Source organism: Peptoniphilus obesi ph1 (assembly GCF_000311865.1).
Classification (GTDB): Bacteria; Bacillota; Clostridia; order Tissierellales; family Peptoniphilaceae; genus Peptoniphilus_E; species Peptoniphilus_E obesi.
In genome coordinates, this window is sequence record NZ_HE978581.1 from 266,017 (window position 1) to 286,524 (window position 20,508).

Annotated in this window: 22 protein-coding genes and 1 other annotated feature; of the genes, 1 reads left to right on the plus strand and 21 read right to left on the minus strand. The window is 29.8% G+C overall.

Going from position 1 to position 20,508, the window contains the following annotated elements:
* Nucleotides 1-3: 3 nt before the first annotated feature.
* The 13 genes from HGPB_RS04935 to HGPB_RS04995 form a co-directional block, all read right to left on the minus strand.
* Nucleotides 4-894 carry an LCP family protein gene (locus tag HGPB_RS04935; RefSeq protein WP_019132593.1) on the minus strand — a complete coding sequence of 297 codons (891 nt, stop codon included), beginning with the start codon at nt 892-894 and terminating at the stop codon, nt 4-6.
* On the minus strand, nt 891-1,454 hold the full coding sequence (gene yqeK, locus HGPB_RS04940; protein ID WP_019132594.1) for a bis(5'-nucleosyl)-tetraphosphatase (symmetrical) YqeK: 564 nt from the start codon (nt 1,452-1,454) through the stop codon (nt 891-893). Before yqeK ends, HGPB_RS04935 begins: the two co-directional genes overlap by 4 nt.
* Nucleotides 1,454-2,050: a nicotinate-nucleotide adenylyltransferase gene (gene nadD / locus HGPB_RS04945; RefSeq protein ID WP_019132595.1), complete on the minus strand. Its 597-nt coding sequence runs from the start codon at nt 2,048-2,050 to the stop codon at nt 1,454-1,456. Before nadD ends, yqeK begins: the two co-directional genes overlap by 1 nt.
* Nucleotides 2,050-2,334: a ribosome assembly RNA-binding protein YhbY gene (gene yhbY / locus HGPB_RS04950; RefSeq protein WP_019132596.1), complete on the minus strand. Its 285-nt coding sequence runs from the start codon at nt 2,332-2,334 to the stop codon at nt 2,050-2,052. The genes nadD and yhbY overlap by 1 nt, the downstream gene beginning before the upstream one ends.
* Before the next feature lie 9 nt (nt 2,335-2,343).
* Entirely contained in the window at nt 2,344-3,612 is a 1,269-nt protein-coding gene (gene obgE, locus HGPB_RS04955) for a GTPase ObgE (protein WP_019132597.1), read from the minus strand.
* 50 nt (nt 3,613-3,662) lie between these two features.
* Complete coding sequence (gene rpmA / locus HGPB_RS04960; RefSeq protein ID WP_019132598.1) at nt 3,663-3,953, minus strand: 50S ribosomal protein L27; 291 nt, start codon at nt 3,951-3,953, stop codon at nt 3,663-3,665.
* A complete protein-coding gene (locus HGPB_RS04965; RefSeq protein WP_019132599.1) occupies nt 3,940-4,281 on the minus strand; it encodes a ribosomal-processing cysteine protease Prp in 342 nt (113 codons plus the stop codon). The genes rpmA and HGPB_RS04965 overlap by 14 nt, the downstream gene beginning before the upstream one ends.
* Nucleotides 4,281-4,586 carry a 50S ribosomal protein L21 gene (gene rplU, locus HGPB_RS04970; RefSeq protein WP_019132600.1) on the minus strand — a complete coding sequence of 102 codons (306 nt, stop codon included), beginning with the start codon at nt 4,584-4,586 and terminating at the stop codon, nt 4,281-4,283. The genes HGPB_RS04965 and rplU overlap by 1 nt, the downstream gene beginning before the upstream one ends.
* 13 nt (nt 4,587-4,599) lie before the next feature.
* Nucleotides 4,600-4,667: a sequence feature (ribosomal protein L21 leader region), on the minus strand.
* A gap of 116 nt (nt 4,668-4,783) precedes the next feature.
* The gene (locus HGPB_RS04975) at nt 4,784-5,455 is read right to left on the minus strand and encodes a PI-PLC domain-containing protein (protein WP_019132601.1); all 672 of its coding nucleotides are present in this window, start codon (nt 5,453-5,455) and stop codon (nt 4,784-4,786) included.
* Nucleotides 5,448-6,509, minus strand: a complete 1,062-nt coding sequence (locus HGPB_RS04980) for an ABC transporter ATP-binding protein (protein ID WP_019132602.1) — start codon at nt 6,507-6,509, stop codon at nt 5,448-5,450. Before HGPB_RS04980 ends, HGPB_RS04975 begins: the two co-directional genes overlap by 8 nt.
* Complete coding sequence (locus tag HGPB_RS04985) at nt 6,502-7,386, minus strand: carbohydrate ABC transporter permease (protein WP_019132603.1); 885 nt, start codon at nt 7,384-7,386, stop codon at nt 6,502-6,504. The genes HGPB_RS04980 and HGPB_RS04985 overlap by 8 nt, the downstream gene beginning before the upstream one ends.
* Nucleotides 7,387-7,471: 85 nt before the next feature.
* Complete coding sequence (locus HGPB_RS04990) at nt 7,472-8,755, minus strand: extracellular solute-binding protein (RefSeq protein WP_019132604.1); 1,284 nt, start codon at nt 8,753-8,755, stop codon at nt 7,472-7,474.
* An 8-nt stretch (nt 8,756-8,763) separates the two neighbouring features.
* Nucleotides 8,764-9,594 (minus strand): carbohydrate ABC transporter permease, encoded by an 831-nt coding sequence (locus tag HGPB_RS04995; RefSeq protein ID WP_019132605.1) that lies wholly within the window; start codon nt 9,592-9,594, stop codon nt 8,764-8,766.
* Nucleotides 9,595-9,796: 202 nt separating this feature from the next.
* Between HGPB_RS04995 and HGPB_RS05000 the strand changes: the two genes are divergently transcribed.
* The gene (locus HGPB_RS05000) at nt 9,797-10,429 is read left to right on the plus strand and encodes a DUF1847 domain-containing protein (protein ID WP_019132606.1); all 633 of its coding nucleotides are present in this window, start codon (nt 9,797-9,799) and stop codon (nt 10,427-10,429) included.
* Between the two features lie 168 nt (nt 10,430-10,597).
* Here the strand turns inward: HGPB_RS05000 and gatB are convergent, their stop codons facing one another.
* From gatB to ybaK, 8 genes are all read right to left on the minus strand, one after another.
* Complete coding sequence (gene gatB / locus HGPB_RS05005) at nt 10,598-12,019, minus strand: Asp-tRNA(Asn)/Glu-tRNA(Gln) amidotransferase subunit GatB (RefSeq protein ID WP_019132607.1); 1,422 nt, start codon at nt 12,017-12,019, stop codon at nt 10,598-10,600.
* Nucleotides 12,019-13,467, minus strand: a complete 1,449-nt coding sequence (gene gatA / locus HGPB_RS05010; protein WP_019132608.1) for an Asp-tRNA(Asn)/Glu-tRNA(Gln) amidotransferase subunit GatA — start codon at nt 13,465-13,467, stop codon at nt 12,019-12,021. The genes gatB and gatA overlap by 1 nt, the downstream gene beginning before the upstream one ends.
* Before the next feature lie 10 nt (nt 13,468-13,477).
* Nucleotides 13,478-13,756 (minus strand): Asp-tRNA(Asn)/Glu-tRNA(Gln) amidotransferase subunit GatC, encoded by a 279-nt coding sequence (gatC, locus tag HGPB_RS05015; protein ID WP_019132609.1) that lies wholly within the window; start codon nt 13,754-13,756, stop codon nt 13,478-13,480.
* Between the two features lie 14 nt (nt 13,757-13,770).
* Complete coding sequence (ligA, locus tag HGPB_RS05020) at nt 13,771-15,750, minus strand: NAD-dependent DNA ligase LigA (protein ID WP_019132610.1); 1,980 nt, start codon at nt 15,748-15,750, stop codon at nt 13,771-13,773.
* A gap of 1 nt (nt 15,751) precedes the next feature.
* Nucleotides 15,752-17,950 (minus strand): ATP-dependent helicase, encoded by a 2,199-nt coding sequence (locus HGPB_RS05025; RefSeq protein ID WP_019132611.1) that lies wholly within the window; start codon nt 17,948-17,950, stop codon nt 15,752-15,754.
* 7 nt (nt 17,951-17,957) lie between these two features.
* Nucleotides 17,958-18,656 carry a tRNA threonylcarbamoyladenosine dehydratase gene (locus tag HGPB_RS05030; protein ID WP_019132612.1) on the minus strand — a complete coding sequence of 233 codons (699 nt, stop codon included), beginning with the start codon at nt 18,654-18,656 and terminating at the stop codon, nt 17,958-17,960.
* Between the two features lie 32 nt (nt 18,657-18,688).
* Nucleotides 18,689-19,870, minus strand: a complete 1,182-nt coding sequence (locus tag HGPB_RS08475) for an S-layer homology domain-containing protein (protein ID WP_019132613.1) — start codon at nt 19,868-19,870, stop codon at nt 18,689-18,691.
* A 155-nt stretch (nt 19,871-20,025) separates the two neighbouring features.
* Nucleotides 20,026-20,493 (minus strand): Cys-tRNA(Pro) deacylase, encoded by a 468-nt coding sequence (gene ybaK / locus HGPB_RS05040; protein WP_019132614.1) that lies wholly within the window; start codon nt 20,491-20,493, stop codon nt 20,026-20,028.
* Nucleotides 20,494-20,508: the final 15 nt, after the last annotated feature.

Genomic DNA, 20,508 nt, shown 5'->3' on the forward strand with positions numbered 1-20,508 from the left:
TCTCTACTTTAATCCTAATTGTCTTAATAAAGTGTCCGTTTCTTTTTCATTAATAAAGAAATATGAAACTTTATTTTTATAAGCTGGACTGCCCGGTAGGGTTGTCATATTAATATTTTCTGATGAAAAGTTTCTAATATTCATTCCTGACTTTAACATTTTTGCAAATGGTATATTACTTATTGTGTATTTATCATAACTTACCATCATAACAGGAGCCTTGATTAAACTTTGTGGCTGCTTTAATTTTTGTAAAAAAGCTGAAACAAATTGCTGTTGTGCTTTTGCCCTAGATAAGTCTGCATCTGCATAGCCTTTTCTAAATCTTAAAAATTGTATAGCCTCGCTACCATTTAGATTTTGATTGCCAGCCTTGATATCAATTTTTAGTGGTGGATCTGCCCAAGGATCTTCATATTGCATATCCATTGGCACATCAACTTCTACCCCACCAATCGTATCAACTATTTGTTCAACAAATTTATAATCAATTGTCATATAGTATTCTATATTTGTTCCCAATAAATTATTGACAGTCTTTAAGCTTAGCTCTGCACCACCATAATTATAAGCATGGTTTATTTTTTGTTTTTTATATCCTTCTATTGAAGTGTAAGTATCTCTAGGAATAGAAACTATATTTGTCTTTCCAGTATTCATATCCATGTTAACTATCATCATGGTATCTGATCTTGTGTTTTCTGCTTCGTTTGCCTTTAAACTATCTACTCCTAGGAGTAAAAAAGTTAAATTGCTATCATTATTAGATAGCTCATCGAAAAATTCTCCTGGATCAGAGATGTGATTTTTTAATAATAAAAACACTATTGTTCCAAAAAACAAAACTAGAACTAATAAAAGTGTAATTATAAAGGCTTTAAAAAATTTTTTCATTTTAGGGTCTCCATTATATAATTTCTAGCTTCTAAAGTGTCTACAACAACATATTCATCCTTATTTATTAGGTTTGCTATGCTCATGTTTAAAGACTTATATAAGGCTAGGTCTAGGTCTTTATAAGCAAGTTCTCTAACTTCATCAATTCCTTTAAATTTACGACCAGGTTCTATGTAATCGCTAATAAAAATTATTTTATCAAGCAAGGTCATATTTTTTCTCCCAGTTGTATGATATCTTATTGCATCTAATATTTCCTTATCTTTAATATTATACTTTTTTTCAGCCATTAAAGCTCCTAAAAAAGCATGTATTATTTTAGGTGCTTTTTGCATAGATTCAGTAAGTTCTAGCCCATATTCTTTAGATAAAAGTTTTAATTTATCCAAGTCTTTTGACTTGGCACAATCATGATAGTAGCCAGCAATTTCTGCTTTTTCTACATCTGCTTTATAAAATTTTGCTAGGTCTATTGCTGTGTCTCTTACTCTTAATATATGTTGATACCTAGCTTCGCCTACTAACTCTAAGATTTCTTCTCTATCTTTTTCAATCATCAAATATACAATCTTCTTTCATAAATATATTCAATTAATTTATCTGGCAACAAGTACTTTAAACTCTTGCCATATTTTATTCTATTCCTAAGATCTGTTGAAGATATCATATATTGGGGAGTTTTTATAATCTTTATCCTTGCATCAAATTTTTGATTTAAGTAGATAAGCTCAGAAGAAAGGATTTTTGTAGCCATATATTCTGGTCTAATTGCACAGATAAATTCAATTTGTTTTGCAAGCTCGTCAAATCTTTTCCAAGTTTTTAATTGAAAAAGTGTATCTGATCCAATTATAAAGTATAATTTTGCATCCAATTCTTCGCTGAGCTGGTTTACTGTATCTACAGTATAGCTAATTCCTTGCCTTTTAGTTTCTATATCAGATACCATAAAATTTTCATTATCTTCTATAGCCATCTTAGTCATCTCATACCTGATTTCTGCATCTAGTAAATCAGATTTATGAGGTGGATTTCCAGTTGGAACAAAGATTATCTTATCAAGTTTTATTTCATCCCTAATATATTCAGATATCATCAGGTGTCCTAAGTGTATAGGGTTAAAAGTTCCCCCCATTATTCCATAATGTTTCATTATAATTCTATCTTCTTATTTTCTTTTGATTCTCTATAAATTGTTAATTTGTTACCTAGCTGTTGGACAAATTCTGATCCAGTAGCTTCTAGTATTTCATCTATAATATCTTTTGCTTCATCTGGTGAATTATTTAAAACATTGATCTTTACTAACTCATGGTCTTCTAAAGATTTATCTAATTGTTTTATAAATGAATCACTTATACCATTCTTACCCACTTGTAGTAGTGGATTTAATGTATTTGCAAGAGATTTTAAATATGCTCTTTGTTTTCCGTTCATTGTACTCCTTTATTCTACAAATTCAAATTCATATCCGTCTATAAATACGCTTTGACCTTCTTGAACTCCAAGTTCTTTTAATTTATCAACTACCTTATTCTTTCTTAAATTTTCTTGGAAGTATTTTAAAGATTGGGTTGATTCAAAATTTGTAGATCTTAATAATTTTTCTATATATGGTCCATCAACAATAAACTTGCCATTTTCAACATATACATTGATGCCTTCTTCTCTTTCAGTCGGCTTAACATAAACTTCATCATATGTTTCATAGCTATCTTCTTCATGAGATTTTAGCTCATTAAAAGTATATTTCATAAGTTCATTTAGGTTTTGTGTTGTTGCTGCTGAACCAAAAAATATTTTATATTTATCTCCAAACTCTTTTTTTATCTTTTCAATATTTTCTTCATCTGCTAGCAAGTCGGTCTTGTTGGCAAATATAATTTGAGTTTTTTCTGCAAGTTTTGGATTGTAACTTTCAAGTTCTTTGTTTATCTTATAAAAGTCATCGATTGGATCTCTTCCTTCTGATCCTGATGCATCTATTACATGGATTAGGATTTTAGTTCTTTCAACGTGTTTTAAAAATTCATCTCCAAGTCCTAAACCCTCACTGGCTCCTTCTATTAAACCTGGTATATCTGCTATTACAAAAGACATTTCTTCGCCAAGAGATACAACTCCAAGATTTGGATTTAGAGTTGTAAAATGATAGTTGGCAATCTTTGGCTTCGCAGCTGAAACAACTGATAAAATAGTTGATTTTCCAACATTTGGAAATCCAACCAAACCAACATCTGCAAGAAGTTTTAACTCAAGTGTTATAGATATTTCTTCGCCCTTATTTCCAGGCTCAGCAAAAGTCGGAGCTTGTCTAGTTGAAGAAGTAAATCTTGAATTACCTCTACCGCCTCTACCACCTTTTGCAAGAAGAAATTTTTCATCGGCTTTTTTTAAATCTACAATTACAGCTCCAGAGCTACTTTCTTTTACAAGAGTACCAACTGGCACCTTTAATAAAATATCTTCGCCCTTTTTCCCAAACATATTTTTGCTCATACCATTTTGGCCCTTTTCTGCCTTGTATTCTCTTTTGTACCTATAATCCATTAGGGTATGAAGTCCAAAATCTGCAACTATATAAACAGATCCACCATCGCCACCATCGCCACCTGCTGGTCCACCTGCTGGCTCAAATTTTTCTCTTCTCCAAGCAATGGCACCATCGCCACCATTACCTGCTTTTATTTTAATTTTTGCTACATCAATAAACATATTATCACTTTATCTATATATAAAATAAAGTCGTAGTAATACTACGACTTTTAAGCTAATTCTTCACTATAAACACTAACGTATTTTTTTCTACCTCTGCCCTTTTGTTCGAATTTAACAACTCCATCGCTTGTTGCAAACAATGTGTCATCTTTTCCTTTCATAACATTTTCGCCTGGGTGAATTTTAGTGCCTCTTTGTCTTACAATTATGCTACCTGCTAAAACTGGTTGTCCATCAGCTCTTTTAACTCCTAATCTTTTAGCATTGGAATCACGTCCGTTCTTTGAAGAACCTGCTCCCTTTTTAGAAGAAAAAAGTTGTAAATCAAATATTATCATTACGCACCTCCATAATATCAATTTTAATATATTCAATATATTGAGATTTCAAAAGCTCTAAACCCTTTAACATATATTCAAAGGCTGCTTGAACTTTCTCATTCCTATAATTCTTTTTTAGTTTAATAAGTAAATATCCTTCATCTTGCCTATCTTCAATATCAGACTGGTCTAAACCAAGGTCTAATAAATAAAAATATAGGGTTTGTGTAAGTGTGGAAACTCCAGCACAAACTATATCATAGCCTCTGTCATCGTAATCAGCATGACCAGAAGACTCAAGAGAAAAATATAAACCATCTTTTTTTAAAATTTCAATATTAATCATTAACCAATATTTTCAATTTCAACTAAAGTATAAGGTTGTCTATGACCTTTTTTCTTTCTTTCGTTCTTTTTAGCCTTGTATTTGTAGATTACGACTTTTTTCGCTTTTCCTTGTTCAAGAACTTTAGCTTGAACTTTTGAACCTTCTACATATGGAGCTCCGACTTTAACATCTTCTCCACCAAGCATAAGAACTTTATCGAAAACTACAGCTTCGCCTTCTTTAGCATCAAGTTTTTCAACTCTTAACTTATCTCCAGCTTTTACTGTATATTGTTTTCCACCTGTTTCAATTACTGCGTACATTGTAGCACCCCCTCAAAATTTTAAGACTCGCCATCATAGGTAATAAATTTTAAACCATATTCTGTGCGGTTACATTTAATTATAATAGCATAAACTCTTAATTTTTGCAATAAATATATCTTTATTTTAAACAGCTATTAAAACTTTTTATATTTTCAAAACATTATATCTTAAACTCAAAAAAAGCCTATATATATTCAAATATTACTCATATTAACTCTTTCTAATACATAGTTGATTTTATTTGTTGTAATAAAAATTATAGAGTTTGTTTTTATTTTTAACATTTTTCCTAGACATTCTTTGTTATCTACTGTCCAAATTGATAGGTTTATTCCCGAATTTAATAAAAGTTTAAATGATAGTATGTCAAGCGATTTATAATTAATACAAATTCCTGATACATTATAATCTTTTTCTAATTCCCTATATTTTTTTATTAATTCATAAATTTTATTATCTTTAAAAAATCCATCTATATTTGAACCATCTATTAAAAATTCAGAATTTACAAAAGTTTTTATTTCTTTTTTATCTTTTATAAAATCAAAGTCAACGTTTCCTGTAAAAATTAATTTATCTAGCATATTTTTTTCTTGAAATTTTTTATAAACTTCCTTTGTAGCTTGTTTTTCTTTAATATCACAATTTACCAAAAATTTTTCCCTATCATCAATAAAATCAAAAATCTCTTCTAAAATAAGACAATTGTTTGAATTTATAAGATCATGCGATAAAACTATATTTCCATCAAATAATCTAATATCTATTTCAAATCCATCTATCTTAAGTTTATTCAAATATGACAAATATGAACTAGAATTTTTCTTAGTATTATCTGCTCCAGAATGAGCTATTATCTTAATCAAAGTAAATCCTCTCTTCGTTTTCTTTATTAAAATAATATAGGCTTTGTTTATTAAAATCTATATTCAGTATTTCATTAGTATTTACTCGATGTTTACCTTCTAATTTAGCTACTATTTTATTATCCGCTATTTTTCCATATACGCACTTTTCAGAGCCTAAGAGTTCCGTAAATGACACCATCATTTCTATAGGTCCACCTAATTTTATTTGATCTGGTCTTATTCCAATCAATACATTTTCTGGACCTTTATAATCTTTTATACAAATATAATTAGTTCCTTTTATAATCAAATTCTTATCCACGATTTCAGTATCTAAAAAATTAATGCTAGGTTGACCTATAAAACTTGCTACAAATAAATTTTTAGGATTATCATATATCTGCTCTGGGCTTCCAATTTGTTGTATATACCCATCCCTTAAAACGACAATCCTATCTGCCATTGTCATAGCTTCTATCTGATCATGAGTTACATAAATAAAAGATGTGTTATTTTTTTTCATATCTTGATGAAGTTTTATTATCTCTGCTCTCATGCTAGATCTTAGTTTCGCATCAAGATTTGAAAGCGGTTCATCAAATAAAAAAAGTTTAGGATCTCTTACTATTGCCCTACCTAATGCAACCCTTTGTCTTTGTCCTCCCGATAAAGCTTTTGGTTTTCTTTTTAATAAATCTTTAATTTCTAGTATTTGAGCAGCTTTATTTACTTTCTCATTTATAACCTTTTTATCGTATTTTCTAATTTTTAGCGAAAATTCAAGATTTTCTTTTACACTCATATGAGGATATAAAGCGTAATCTTGAAAAACCATTGCTACATCTCTGTCTTTAGGATCTACATTATTTAGAAGCTTGTCATCCATATAAAGTTCTCCAGAACTAATATCTTCAAGACCTGCAATAGTTCTTAATAAAGTTGATTTTCCACATCCTGATGGCCCTACAAAAACTATAAATTCCCCATCTTCAATATTTAAATTTATATCATGTAATGCATGATAACCATTAGGATAGACTTTATTCAAATTTTTTATAATTGTTTTAGCCATAATTTTTTTCTCCATCATTTTTAGATTTAATAATCAATGTATAAATTGTAATAAATATTAAGACTGAAAGAGTCATAATTATTGATGCTGCAGATGAAAATCCAAGATTTAATCCATTAACTCCATGTTGATATATATATTGTGTCATTGTGCTTGTAGTACCTGCTGGACCTCCTTTGGTAAGTATATTAACCTTATCAAATAATCTAAAAGTATCTACCATCCTCATTATTACAGCAAGATATAATGCTTCTTTTATATTTGGTAAAGTAATATATATAAATTTTTGCCAAGTATTTACTCCATCTATTTTCGCCGCTTCAAACTGTGAATCGGGTATAGCCTGAAGAGCGGCAAATATAATTAAAAATACTACAGGTGTGTATTGCCATATATCAATTAATAATATAGATCTAAAAGCGTATTCGGGACTAAGTAACCAATTTATTCCATTAAATCCAAGTGTATTTAATATTCTATTTAAAATTCCATTATTATTACTCATCATCATTTGCCAAATTAAAGCAACTGTTACTGGTGGAACTAAAGCTGGGAAAAGTATAATTACTCTCATTACTTTGCCTATATGTTTTAAAGAGTCTACAAAAACCGCAATAAAAATACCCAAAATTAATTCACAAAAAACAGCTAATAACACAAATTTTAAAGTATTCAAAGAAGCTTGAATGAAATATCTATCTTTAAAAAGATCTATAAAATTTTTTAACCCAATAAAATTACTTTGAGTCTTATTTAAAAAATAATAATCTGTAAAACTACAATATATAGTAAATATTATTGGAAATATCGTTAATAAAATTAAAACTAGCATCGCTGGCGATGACATTGTCCAAACAAATCTTCTATGTTTATTCATATTTTCTCCATTTAACCATTTAAATTGGAGTGGATTAATCCACTCCAATAATTATTAAAATATTTATATAGTATAAATTTATTTATTATTTATTCTTTATGCTTTCCATTCCGGCTTTAGCATCTATAAGAGCTGTCTTTGCATCTTTTTGTCCAGCCACTGCTGCTGAAAGTTCTGTACCAAGAACCTCTTCCATTTCAGACCATTCAACTAATCTTGGTCTTACTACTCCGTTTTCTATTGCTTGTTCCATAGTTTCAAAATATGGGAATTTTTCTTTTAAATCCTTATCTTGATAAACGCTATGTCTTGTTGGAGTTCCTCCATTTTCTGCCATAGTTTTTTGTGCATCTGAACTTGTAATGAATTCAACAAATTTAACAGCTAAATCTTTATTTTTAGTATTTGATGCAACCCCTATCATCCAATTTCCTAACATACCTGCTGGATTTTCTTTAGAATCTTTATCTTTCTTCCCAGGAATTTTAGAGTATTGGGCTGTTGATTCTGAGCCTTGTATAAACCAAGATGGCCATCCTAATGTCATTGCTCCATTCCCATCAGAAACAGAAGCGATTAGGTCGTTCTTTTCGTAGTTTTCGCCATTTTTATAAAGCTCAATATATAAATTTAATGCATCAATTGCTTCTTGTGAATCTATTGTTATATTATTGTCTTTATCAAAAACATCTCCTCCATATGCCCAAAGGATTGGTAGATAGTCAGTTACAATTGGGTTACCTTGTTGTCCTCTTATAATATAACCATTTTTCCCAGTTTTCTTTACAGTCTTAGCTGCTTGAAGTACACTTTCCCAATCAGTAGGGACCTCTATTGAATTTTCTTTTAGAAGTTGTTCATTGTAGAAAAACATCATTACATTTCCATTAAATGGAAGAGCATAAATATCGCCTTCCTTATATGGATAAGTACCTACATTTTGTGAAGCTTCAATAAAATCATCATCTTTTTTAACACCATTATCTGATAGGTTAAGCAATACATCTCCCTCAGCCCATTCACTCATCCAAGGATCATCTATCATAACTACATCATAAGATCCCTCAGAGTTTTGTGAATCTAATGAAACTCTTTGCTTAAGATCATCAGCTTCTAAACCTAAAATTTCAATTTCAACATTGTTTTCTTTTTCAAAACTTTCTTTTACAGAATTAATAGCATCCACATGAGATCCACCACGCGCTGCAATTACTAATTTTTTAGTTTCACCTGTTGCTTCTTCTTTTTTAGTTTCATTTGCAGTAGCATTAATTGATTCATCATTTTTATTATTGCATCCAACAAAAGCAAATGACATTAGCATAATTAAAAATAATGATAATATAGACTTTTTGATTTTTATTTTCATCACAAAATTTACTCCTTCACAGACCCAACGGTCATTCCTTTTATTAAATAGTTTTGAGCAAATATAACAAATATAATTACAGGCAGTATGGAAAATATTCCACCAGCAGCTATATTTGCCCATTGAGTTAACTCCTGCTCACTATTCATTGTAGAAAGTAAAATAGGGATAGTAAAATCTCTTGGTGATATTAAAAATATTGATCCAAATAAATATTCATTCCAAGAGGTCATAAATGAAAGTATACTTGCACTTGCAATACCTGGTAACATCATAGGAAGAATAATTAATCTAAATACTTGCCACTCACTTGCTCCATCAATCTTTGCACTTTCCTCTAATGACTTTGAAACATTTCCAAAAAAACTGATCATATGCCAAACTACAAAAGGAAGATTCAATAAAACATGAGATAATAAAATCGGCATTTTAGTAGACATTAATCCAATCCTATTAAAAATTATATATAAGGGTAGAGCTATAGTAATTGGTGGTAATATTCTAACAAGAAGCGTCCAAAATACCATGAATTTCCTAGGTCCAAATTTAAATCTTAAATTTGACAATACGTAAGAAAATGTTAATCCTATGAACATGCAAATAATAAGAGAAACAATAGTTATAAATAAACTATTAAAAGCAGCTCCCTTAAAACTCTCACTTTTAAAAATATTAATGAAATTTTCTAGGGAAAAAGATTTAGGTAATAGACTAGCTCCACTAACAAGTTCTTTTTTATTCCTTATTGATAAAGAAAACATCCAATAAATTGGAAAAATTGTCCATATAAAAAGAATAATACCAATAAGAAACTTCCCAATTTTTTTAATACATTTCATATCTTACTCCTATAACTTTCATAATGAATCTCTTTAATAATAGCAATTATTGATATTATAAGAATAAAAATAATGTAAATATATTATTAATTAATAATTTTTATTATAAAATGAAATTTATTTATAAGCTTTTTTGATTAACTATTAATATATCATTTAAAGCTTAACTTTTTTGGTATAAATATATTAAGGTGGTGTTTTTATGGATGCAAAATGTTCAATTTGTGGAGTTCACGCATGTGAAAAAGGCTTGGATGATAACTTTCCTGCTTTTTGTCCAATGTATGATGAAGAATTATATAAAAAAGCTATAGAAATTGTTACATCGGATAAATATGAAAAGTTTTATAAAACAAGCACCAAAATAGAAAAAGATGGCTATGCTGTTTGGCCTAGAGTTAAAGAGACAATGGTACTTATTGATAGAATGAAATTTAAAAAAGTTGGTCTTGCCTTCTGTGGTGGATTTATAAAAGAAGCAAGAATTCTATCACAAATATTTAAAGATAATAACATAGAATTGGTTTCTGCCATGTGCAAAACTGGTGGAATTGATAAGACTAGGGTTGGGATAGAGGAAGAAAATAAATGTTCACCAAATGAATATGAACCAATGTGCAACCCGGTTGCTCAAGCTATGGTACTTAATAAGGCAAAGACAGACTTCAATATTGTCATGGGTCTATGTGTAGGACATGATTCATTGTTTTACAAACATTCTGATGCTCTTTGTACAACTCTTGCTGTAAAAGATAGGGTTACAGGCCATAATCCTTGCGTAGCTCTTTATTGCTATGATGGATATTTCCAAGGAAGATTAGATCTAGATAAGTAAATTTAATTTAGAAAATGAATTTAGATTTAAAAACTTATTTAGATTTAAAAAACATATTTAGATTTAAAAAACATATTTAGATTTAAAAAACATATTTAGATTTAAAAAACATATTTAGATTTAAAAAGAAAAAATCACTCTAAATTCTAGAGTGATTTTTTCTTTATCTTATTTACTTATTTTTTCTCTTATTAATTTATTTACAATTTGAGGATTTGCCTTTCCTCTTGATGCTTTCATAACTTGTCCTACCAAGAATCCAAGAGCTCTATCTTTACCAGCCTTGTAATCTTCTATTGATTGTTGGTTATTTGAAAGAACTTCATCTACAATTCCTTCTATTTCTGAGCTATCTTGAATTTGAGCAAGTCCCTTTTCTTCAATAATTTCATCTGGTTTTTTGCCAGTTTCAAACATTTCTCTTAAAACTTTTTTACCAGCATTATTATTTATTTTTTCAGATTTTACTGCTTTTAGTAATTCTATAAAGTCTTCTGAAGTGAAGTTTAGTTCAAATTTTTCAACATCATCAACTCTTCTTAAAACTTCTGTCATTACCCAATTAGAAAGCATATTATAATCATCAAATTTTTCAGCAGTTTCTTCAAAGAAGTTTGATAAGTCTTTACTTGAAACTAAAACTTCTGCATCATATTTTGGTATGCCGTAGCTTTCTATGAATCTAGAAATCTTTTCTTCTGGAAGTTCCGGCATATTTTTTCTGATTTCTTCAATTCTTTCATCATCTAAAAGAACTGGAGCAAGGTCTCCTTCAGGTGCAAACCTATAATCTGCAACAGTGTATTTTACCCTCATTAAAACAGTTTCATTTTTAACATCATCCCAACGTCTTGTTGTTTTGATTTCTTCAGTTCCTGTTTCTAATAGTTTTATATGTCTTTCTACTTCAAAGTCTATTGCTTTTTCCACTCCCCTAAAAGAGTTTAGGTTTTTAACTTCAGTTACTGCAGTTTTTTTGCCAGTTTCTTCATCTACAACATTGACATTGACATCACATCTTAGTGATCCTTCTTCCATCTTGCAGTCTGAGATATCTAGGAAGGTTAAAGTACTTTTTAATTTTTCTAGGAATAATCTAGCTTCTTTTCCTGAATTCATATCAGGTTTTGTAACTATCTCAATCAAAGGAACTCCACATCTGTTGTAGTCCATTAGTGTTTCATTTTTGTCAGTATGAAGTGATTTTGCAGTATCTTCTTCCATTTGAATTTGGAAAATTCCTACTTTTTTCTTGCCTTCATCGCCTTCAACTTCTATATAGCCTTCCTTGCAAATTGGCATATCATCTTGAGTTATTTGATATCCCTTAGTTAAGTCTGGATAAAAATAATTTTTCCTATCAAATTTTGATCTTTTTTTAATATCACAATTTAAAGCAAGTCCCGCCATTATTGTATAATTTACAATATTTTCATTTAATACTGGTAGTCCACCTGGAAGTGCTAAACATACAGGACAAACTCTTGTATTTGGTTCTCCGCCAAATTCATTTTTACAAGAACAAAAAGCCTTTGTCTCAGTAGAAAGTTCCACATGAATTTCTAAACCAACTATTGTTTTATATGCCATTATCTCATGCTCCTTTCAAATCCAAGTGCTGCTTTTATCATAAGATCATCTTTAAATCTATTTGCAGTTAATTCTATACCAACTGATAAACCATCTTTCTTTGGCATAGGCACAGACATTGAAGGAGCGCCTATCATATTTGCTGGTATAGTGAATAAATCTTGTTTATACATTTCTACCGGGCTAACTTCCTTGTCTATTCTAGGTGGAAGAATTGGTGATGTTGGACAAAGCATAAGGTCATTTGATTCATAAACTTTATCCATTTGTGTTTTTATCATATTTCTAACTTCTAAAGCCTTGTAATAATAATCCTTTGCATATTCTAAAGATAAGATATGCGTACCTATCATTATTCTTCTTTTGACTTCAGTTCCAAATCCTTCTGCTCTTGATTTTTTAAACATCTCTTTGTAGCTAGAATAATTATCTGTTCTATGTCCATATCTTAATCCGTCAAATCTTGCCATATTTGGAGCAATTTCTCCATTTACTAAAATATTGTAGGTTTGAACAACATATTTTAAGGCATCAATCTCTACAACATTTATATTTGCTCCACTTTTTTCAAATATTTCTATTGCTTTTTCATATTCTTCTTTAACTCTTGGATCAAGGTCAAGGTCTAGATACATTTTTGGTACTGCAATATTTAAACCATTTAAATAAGATATTGCTTCATCATCATTGTCATAATCTAAATCAAATCTTAAAGATTTATTTCCAACTGATGTTGCATCTTTTTTACTTCTTCCTTCCATGGCTTTTAAAAGTAGATGGGCATCTGCAACATCTTTTCCAAAAGCACCAACTTGGTCAAAAGTATTTGCCATACTAGCAACACCAAAACGTGATATACTTCCGTAAGTTGGTTTTATCCCAACAAGTCCGCAAAAACTAGCAGGTTGTCTTATTGATCCTCCTGTATCTGTTCCAACAGAAAGAGCACACTCTTCTGCAGCAAGAGATGCAGCTGATCCGCCAGAAGATCCTCCTGGAACTAGGTCTGGATTTAATGGGTTTTTACTTGGTCCAAAATAAGATGTTTTAGTTGATGCACCCATAGCAAACTCATCCATATTAACTTTTCCTAAAATTACTCCACAATTTTTTCTAATCTTCTTTTCAACTGTTGATTCATAGTGTGGAATAAAATCTTCTAACATTTTAGAAGCGCAAGTCATCCTCATATCTTTTACAGCTATGTTATCCTTAATAGATATTGGAACTCCACTTAGTATTCCCATTTCTTCTCTATCTTGGTAGTGTTTGTCAACTTTTTTTGCTGCATTTAATGCTTTTTCTTCAGAAAATGTTATATAAGTATTGTATTTATTGTTGTGGTCTTTTATTTTTTCTATATAAGACTTGGTTACTTCTTCAACTGTAAAGTCTCTATTTTCGTAACCTGAAATTAGTTCTCTAGCTTTTAATTTTGTTAAATCCAAATCTACACCTCTAATCTACAAATTTTACTATATTGAAGTAGCCATACTTTTCTTCTTTTGCATTTGATATAGCATCTTCTTGAGATAAACTTTCCTTTACCTCATCTTTTCTTAGATTGTTAACTGTATCATTAACTTGAAAAGTGATTTCTCCATTAGTATCAATTTCTTTTATTTCATCAATTAGTTGCATAGTTTCATTAAAATCTTTTTCAAAACCAGCAAGCTCTTCTTCAGAAAAATCTATCATAGCTATATCAGCTATATGTAGAATATTTTTAGCTTCCATACTAACCTCCAATTTTATATTAATTGATTATATTTATCTTCATCAATAATTTCAATACCTAGCTCTCTTGCCTTGTCATATTTTGACCCAGGAGCTTCTCCGCTTATTAGTAAATCTGTGTTTTTAGATACAGAAGATGTTACTGATGCTCCAAGTTCTTCAAGCTTTTCTTCTATTTCTTTTCTAGGAGATGAAAGTTTTCCAGTAATAACAATCTTTTTGCCATAAAAATATGAATCTTGGTCTATATTTTTTGACTTAAAATATGGTTTAACTCCTAGCTCAAAAAGCCTGTCTAATGATTTGATAATATGTTCATCTGAAAAATAAATTATTATTTCATTAGCTGTTATTGGTCCTATATCATCGATATCAATTAGGTCCTCATAAGAAGCCTCTCTTAACTTGTCTATACTTTCAAATCTATTAGCTAGGTCTGAAGCAGCCTTTATCCCAACATTATTTATACCCAAAGCGTTTATAAAATGTGTTAGTTCAACATTTTTACTTTTTTCTATAGCTTCGATTAAGTTTGAGCTTTTCTTTTCTTTAAAACCTTCAAGGCTCAATAAGTCTTCTTTTTTTAATTCATATATTTGAGCTATATCTCTTATGTCTAATTTTTCAAGTAAAAGCTCAGCAGTTTTTTCACTAAGACCTTCTATATCCATAGCATCTCTTGATGCAAAGTGGGTAAGCCTTGATATTAATTGTGGTTTACAAGAAAGAGTGTTTGGACAAAATATATGAACTCCATCTTGATAAAGTTTAGTTCCACATGATGGACATACTTCTGGTTTTTCTATCTCATAAGTTTTATCATCTGATGGAATTGAGCCCATAATTTCAGGTATAACATCGTTTGATCTTCTAATTATGACAGTTGAATAAAGACTTATATTTTTTCTTTGTATGTCATCATAATTATTTAAAGTTGCCCTTCTAACTGTTACTCCATCAATATCTACTGGCTCAAGTTCTGCAGTTGGTGTTACTTTTGAAGATCTGCCGACATTCCAATTTACTTTTATTACTTTTGTAGTAAATTCTTTTGCCTCAAACTTATAAGCTATTGCCCATCTTGGAAATTTATTTGTGTATGATAATAATTCCCTAGTTCTTAAATCATTTATCTTTATTGTAACACCATCAATAAGAATATCTAAAGAATTTCTTATTTTTTCGATGTATTCAATTTTTTCTATCACTTCATTGAGATTTTTGCACTTATAGTTTAAATCATTTACCCTAAAATGATTTTCTCTAAGAAATTTTTTCATCTCAGAATCATTTTTAAATATACTATCTTCTATATAATTTACATTGTAAAAATATGCTGTTAAATTTCTTTCTTCTGTAACTTTTGGATCTAGATTTCTAAGGGCTCCAGCTGCTGCATTTCTCGCATTTTTAAGCTTTTGTTTATGGCTTTTATTGTATTCTTCTAGGGATTTAAAAGGCATAAGGCCTTCTCCTTGGATTTCTACAAGTCCCTTGTATGAAATTTCCAAAGGAACGGATTTTATCGTCTTTACTTGTGGGAGAATTTCTTCTCCAACAATTCCATTTCCCCTTGTTGCTGCACCTACTAAAATCCCATTATCGTAGGTTAAATTAATTGTCAAACCATCAAACTTAAGCTCAACTATATACTCAAGTTCTGGATAAGAATTATTATCCGCCTCTATTGTTCTTCTGTTTCTTGAATCCCAAAGTCTTAACTCATTGTAATCTTGAGCCTTATCCATAGAATATAATCTTGAAAGATGGGTGTGCTTTTCAAATTTATCAAGTATTTGGCCCCCTACCCTGCTTGTAGGAGAATTTTCTAAAACTATGCCAGATTCTTCTTCTAGTTTTTTCAGTTCGTAGTAGATCTTGTCATATTCCTTATCTTCTACGCTTGGTGAGTCCAAAGTATAGTATTCATAATTATATTTATTTATTAATTTGATAAGATCTTGCATCTTATCTTTTACTTGTTCATTAGTCATCTTATTTCACCAACTTTATAGGAGCCATAGAAAGCATAAGTCTCTTTAGACCCTTGCTATCAAAGGCAACTACTATTTCATAATCAGAACCCTTCTTAGTTTTTGAAACTACCATTCCTTGCTTCCAAAGTTTGTGGACAACCTTATCCCCAACATTTACATCTAAATTATTATTTTTAACTGGCTCTTTCTTTGATTTAAATCTTTTTATAGCCTTTTCTTTTTGACTTGTATAATCTTTAACTTCTACTAAATTCTTATTGAGTTTTAGATCTTTTCTTTCATCCTCAACTCTTTCAATGCTTGATCCCATTTCCTCAATAAACCTTGATTCTAGGGCTGGCTTTGTTTGTCCATAAATTGTTCTATTTCTAGCTGATGAAAGATACAAAAGTTCCTCCGCACGTGTCAAAGCTACATAGCATAGTCTTCTTTCTTCTTCCAGGTCTTCATCATTGTCAATAGATCTTGAGCTCGGAAATAAGTTTTCTTCCAAACCAACTAAAAATACAATCTTATATTCCAAACCTTTGGCAGCGTGGATTGTCATAAGTTTTACACTGTTTTCTTCATCATTTTCATCTGCATCACTAATTAAACTTATGCCAGATAAAAAGTCTTCTAATTTTCCGTCTGGATTTGCCTTTTCAAAATCAGCAGCAGTCGAAACAAGTTCCTTTATATTGTCTATCCTAGTTCTCGATTCTATGGTATTTTCTTTTTGTAATTCTTCTAAGTAGCCACTTTCAATTATTAAATCTTCTATCAAGTTGCTTAAAATTGCTTGGTCCTTCTTTTCCTCAAAAGACTTTATCATTTCAGCAAATTTAGCTATATTATTCCTAGATCTTATATTTAATTCATCAAGTTTTTCCTTGTCTGAAATCAAAGAAAACATAGACATAGATTCAGAATTTGCTGCCTGAGCTATCTTATCTACACTTGTTAAACCTATACCTCTTTTTGGTTCATTAATAACTCTTTTAAAGGCTATATCATCATCTTGGTTTTGTATTAACATAAGGTAGGCTAAAATATCCTTAATCTCTTTTCTATCATAAAACTTTAGTCCACCTACTATTTTATAAGGTATGTTTTCTCTAATTAAGGCTTCTTCAAATGATCTTGATTGAGCATTTGTCCTATAAAGAATTGCCATGTCCTTAAATTCATAGCCCTTGTAATTTAGATGTTCTATCTTATTTACAACCCCATAGCTTTCCTCTTGAGAATGGTCAAATTGTTTATATTTTACTTGGTCTTTACCAGAATTTTCTGTCCATAAATTTTTGTCTTTTCTATTTGGATTGTTTTTTATTACTTGGTTTGCTACCTTCAAGATTTCAGGTGTGGACCTGTAATTTTGCTCTAATAAAATTACTTTTGCATTTTTAAAATCTTTTTCAAAGTTTAATATATTGCTTATATCTGCTCCACGCCACTTGTAAATAGATTGGTCATTATCCCCAACAACAGTTAATTTTGGGTTTTCCCTACATAATAATTTTATTAACCTATATTGGGCCTTGTTGGTATCTTGGTATTCGTCAACAAATATATAAGAAAATCTTTTCTTTAGATAGTCTTTTACTTCTTCATTTTTTTCTATTAAATCTATTGCCTTTAATATCAAGTCATCAAAATCAAGAGCCTTGTTTTCTAAAAGTTTTTTCTCATATAGACTATAAATTTCTCCGACATTTCTTAAATAAAAATCTCCATAGTTACTATTTATAAAAGTATCTGGATCTATAAAATCATTTTTAAGTTCTGAAATCTTTGCGATTATAGAATTGTGTTTATATAAGTCTTTGCTTAAATTTAGCTCTTTTACACAGTCTTTTACCAAGGTTACCTGGTCATTTCTATCATATATAGAAAAATTTGATTTATAGATTGAATATTTTGAAAAATTATACAAGATTTTTAAACAAATTGAGTGAAAAGTTCCTATCCACATATCCAGGCTAGTATTTCCAATCAATTTTGCAACCCTTGATTTCATTTCGCTTGCGGCCTTGTTTGTAAATGTTATTGCTAGTATTTCTGATGGCAATACATTTTTTTCTTCAATCAAATATGCAATTTTGCTCGTTACGACCTTAGTTTTCCCAGAACCTGCCCCAGCCAATATAAGAAGTGGTCCATCATTATAAAATAAGGCTTCAGACTGTCTTGGATTTAAATCTTTATAATTCATATTTCTCCTAATCATTTTTTATAAAACTATTAATAATATAAGAAGCCATAAGCATGCCAGCAACTGGCGGCACATATGGCATAGACCCTGGCGTAGACTGTTTTTCTAATTTAATAAGAGGTTTTTTCGCTTCTTCTAATGAATAAACTACACTTAGTTTTTTTACCCCAAGTTTTTTTAGCCTACTTCGTATAACCCTAGCCAGTGGATCCATGCTAGTTTTAAAAATATCATCAATCCTTAACTTGCTAGGATCAAACCTGTTTCCTGCCCCCATAGATGCAATAATATTTAAAGAATTTTCATAGGCATATTTTGCCAAATAAACTTTTGCATCCACGCTGTCTATTGCATCTGCTATATAATCATAGTTTTCTAGGTCAAAATACTCGATATTATTTCTATCTAATCTTTTATGGATTTTATTTACCTTAACTGTCTTATCTATCTCGACCAATCTTTTTTCCATAGCATCTACTTTTTTTGCGCCAATTGTGCTTTCCGTTGCTATTAATTGCCTGTTTAAATTAGTAATATCTACTAAATCATCATCAACTATTGTTATATTTTTTATTCCTGATCTTACAAGCGCTTCACATAAAGATCCGCCAACTCCGCCAAGACCAAAAACTATAACTTTTTTATTATTAATATTTTCTATATTTTCTCTGCCAATTAGCATTTCAATTCTTTTGTATCTTTGCATATTCCACCAAAAAAGTGAAGGTCGGACCTTCACTATATTTTTTTAATTTTTAAGTCTTCAAGGTGATCTGCAATAAGTTTTGCTCTTATTTGCAAGATATCACCTGCCATAAATCTTTCTCTTGATTCCAATCTAATTTCAGAACCACTTGCATACTTAGGGTTATTTGAAATCATTATTGCAACCATCATATTATTTTCATCATAAGATAAAACTTTAACAGTTAATTCCACTGTATCAGATTCTTGATTTTCCTTTGGCCTATTTATTTGGACTACAAATCCATCAACAAGGCTAATATCATAATTTTTACCTAGTATATTATTGATTTCATATGGGCTAATTTTAGCTCCATCAACAAGTAAAGTATCTATATCAAATTTATAGTCTCTGCCCTCGATATAAATTATAGATTCTTTCCCATTTATATTTATATTATCAATTCTTGCATTTTTAATATTTTGAGTCCCAATTTCATTATTTTCTGGTATTAGACTATCTGTTTTTAAATCTTCAGAAGGCATACTTTCACTTTGAATATTTCCATTTTCAATGTTATTTAAAATAGAATTTGAAATTTTTGCAAGTTCAGCCCTTCTTATGTGCTTTTTGCCATTAAAATATCCATTTGAACCAGTATCAGCATAAATATTTAATCTAACAAAAGTTGATAGATATCCCTTTACAAGGTCTGGAACTTGGTCTAAATCCTTATGTTTTAAATTACTTGTATCACTTGATGATTCTATATTGAAGGCTCTTGCGAAATATGCAGTTACAGAATTTCTGTCTGGAAAAGTAAGGTTTTTATCTTTTAAAAATCCACCGTCTTTTGCCGCCTTTAAAGTATTTTCAGTTATTGTATTTATATTTAAGTTATAACATACAGCTTCTAAAGCCCAATCAGGAACTGAGTTATTCTTTGCAGTTGTTTCAAATTTAGCAAGACTTTCTTGAACAAGTTCTTGACTTGGATTTTTTATATTTTTAATAATTTGTAAAACTTCTAAAAAACTTACTGCCCTTTGTGGTTTAAAAGTTCCATCTTCATAGCCTGATAATATATTTTTATTAGACAAACTATCAACTGACTCATAAGCCCACTTGTATTGTCCGTCTTTTTTTAAGTCTTTAAATGACTTTGCATATATGAAATTTGGAATTAACATACTAACTCCAAGTGTTAAAATAAATAATCTTTTTATTGTCTTCATAACTTCCCTCCATCGTCTAATTATAACATATAGCTAAATTAGAATAAAAGATGGCTTAAGTTTTTATAAGTAAATTTATTTTATAAATAATTTTTTGTAAAATTAAATGCTAGACAAATAAAAAACCCAAGACCAAAATGATCTTGAGCCATAAATTATTTTGCTAAGTCTTTGTAGCTAGCCTTAATTAAATTTACTAAATTATCTGGATTTATTTTTACCTGCATGCCAACTTTTCCTGCACTTACATAAATATATTCTTTTCCACTAGCAGATTTATCTATATAGGTTGGAAATTCTTTTTTCATACCGATTGGCGAACATCCTCCGTGGACATAACCTGTTAAAGGCAATAAATCTTTTTGTGGAAGCATATCAATTTTTTTTATATTTAATTCTGCTGCAGCTTTTTTTAGATCCAATTCATTTAAAACTGGTATAACAAAAACAAAATGTTCTTTGTCCTTTGTAACTGTTACCAAAGTTTTATAAACATTTTCTGGATTTTCTCCAGTATTTCTGGCCACATCTAATCCTGATACACCGTCTTTCGGATCATATTCAACTATCTCATAGTCTATTTTATTTTGATCTAAAAACCTCAATGCATTAGTTTTTTTCATATTATCAACCTCTTA

Excerpts from the sequence above, each read along its gene's own strand:
- HGPB_RS04935 (WP_019132593.1), bottom strand. The coding sequence starts at position 894 with ATGAAAAAATTTTTTAAAGCCTTTATAATTACACTTTTATTAGTTCTA.
- nadD (WP_019132595.1), bottom strand. The coding sequence starts at position 2,050 with ATGAAACATTATGGAATAATGGGGGGAACTTTTAACCCTATACACTTA.
- ybaK (WP_019132614.1), bottom strand. The coding sequence starts at position 20,493 with ATGAAAAAAACTAATGCATTGAGGTTTTTAGATCAAAATAAAATAGAC.
- HGPB_RS05000 (WP_019132606.1), top strand. The coding sequence starts at position 9,797 with ATGGATGCAAAATGTTCAATTTGTGGAGTTCACGCATGTGAAAAAGGC.
- HGPB_RS05025 (WP_019132611.1), bottom strand. The coding sequence starts at position 17,950 with ATGAATTATAAAGATTTAAATCCAAGACAGTCTGAAGCCTTATTTTAT.
- gatC (WP_019132609.1), bottom strand. The coding sequence starts at position 13,756 with ATGGAAGCTAAAAATATTCTACATATAGCTGATATAGCTATGATAGAT.
- yhbY (WP_019132596.1), bottom strand. The coding sequence starts at position 2,334 with ATGAACGGAAAACAAAGAGCATATTTAAAATCTCTTGCAAATACATTA.
- obgE (WP_019132597.1), bottom strand. The coding sequence starts at position 3,612 with ATGTTTATTGATGTAGCAAAAATTAAAATAAAAGCAGGTAATGGTGGC.
- ligA (WP_019132610.1), bottom strand. The coding sequence starts at position 15,750 with ATGACTAATGAACAAGTAAAAGATAAGATGCAAGATCTTATCAAATTA.
- HGPB_RS05030 (WP_019132612.1), bottom strand. The coding sequence starts at position 18,656 with ATGCAAAGATACAAAAGAATTGAAATGCTAATTGGCAGAGAAAATATA.
- HGPB_RS04965 (WP_019132599.1), bottom strand. The coding sequence starts at position 4,281 with ATGATTAATATTGAAATTTTAAAAAAAGATGGTTTATATTTTTCTCTT.
- rplU (WP_019132600.1), bottom strand. The coding sequence starts at position 4,586 with ATGTACGCAGTAATTGAAACAGGTGGAAAACAATATACAGTAAAAGCT.
- HGPB_RS04990 (WP_019132604.1), bottom strand. The coding sequence starts at position 8,755 with ATGAAAATAAAAATCAAAAAGTCTATATTATCATTATTTTTAATTATG.
- HGPB_RS04980 (WP_019132602.1), bottom strand. The coding sequence starts at position 6,509 with ATGGCTAAAACAATTATAAAAAATTTGAATAAAGTCTATCCTAATGGT.
- yqeK (WP_019132594.1), bottom strand. The coding sequence starts at position 1,454 with ATGATTGAAAAAGATAGAGAAGAAATCTTAGAGTTAGTAGGCGAAGCT.
- gatB (WP_019132607.1), bottom strand. The coding sequence starts at position 12,019 with ATGGCATATAAAACAATAGTTGGTTTAGAAATTCATGTGGAACTTTCT.
- HGPB_RS04985 (WP_019132603.1), bottom strand. The coding sequence starts at position 7,386 with ATGAATAAACATAGAAGATTTGTTTGGACAATGTCATCGCCAGCGATG.
- rpmA (WP_019132598.1), bottom strand. The coding sequence starts at position 3,953 with ATGATAATATTTGATTTACAACTTTTTTCTTCTAAAAAGGGAGCAGGT.
- HGPB_RS04995 (WP_019132605.1), bottom strand. The coding sequence starts at position 9,594 with ATGAAATGTATTAAAAAAATTGGGAAGTTTCTTATTGGTATTATTCTT.
- HGPB_RS08475 (WP_019132613.1), bottom strand. The coding sequence starts at position 19,870 with ATGAAGACAATAAAAAGATTATTTATTTTAACACTTGGAGTTAGTATG.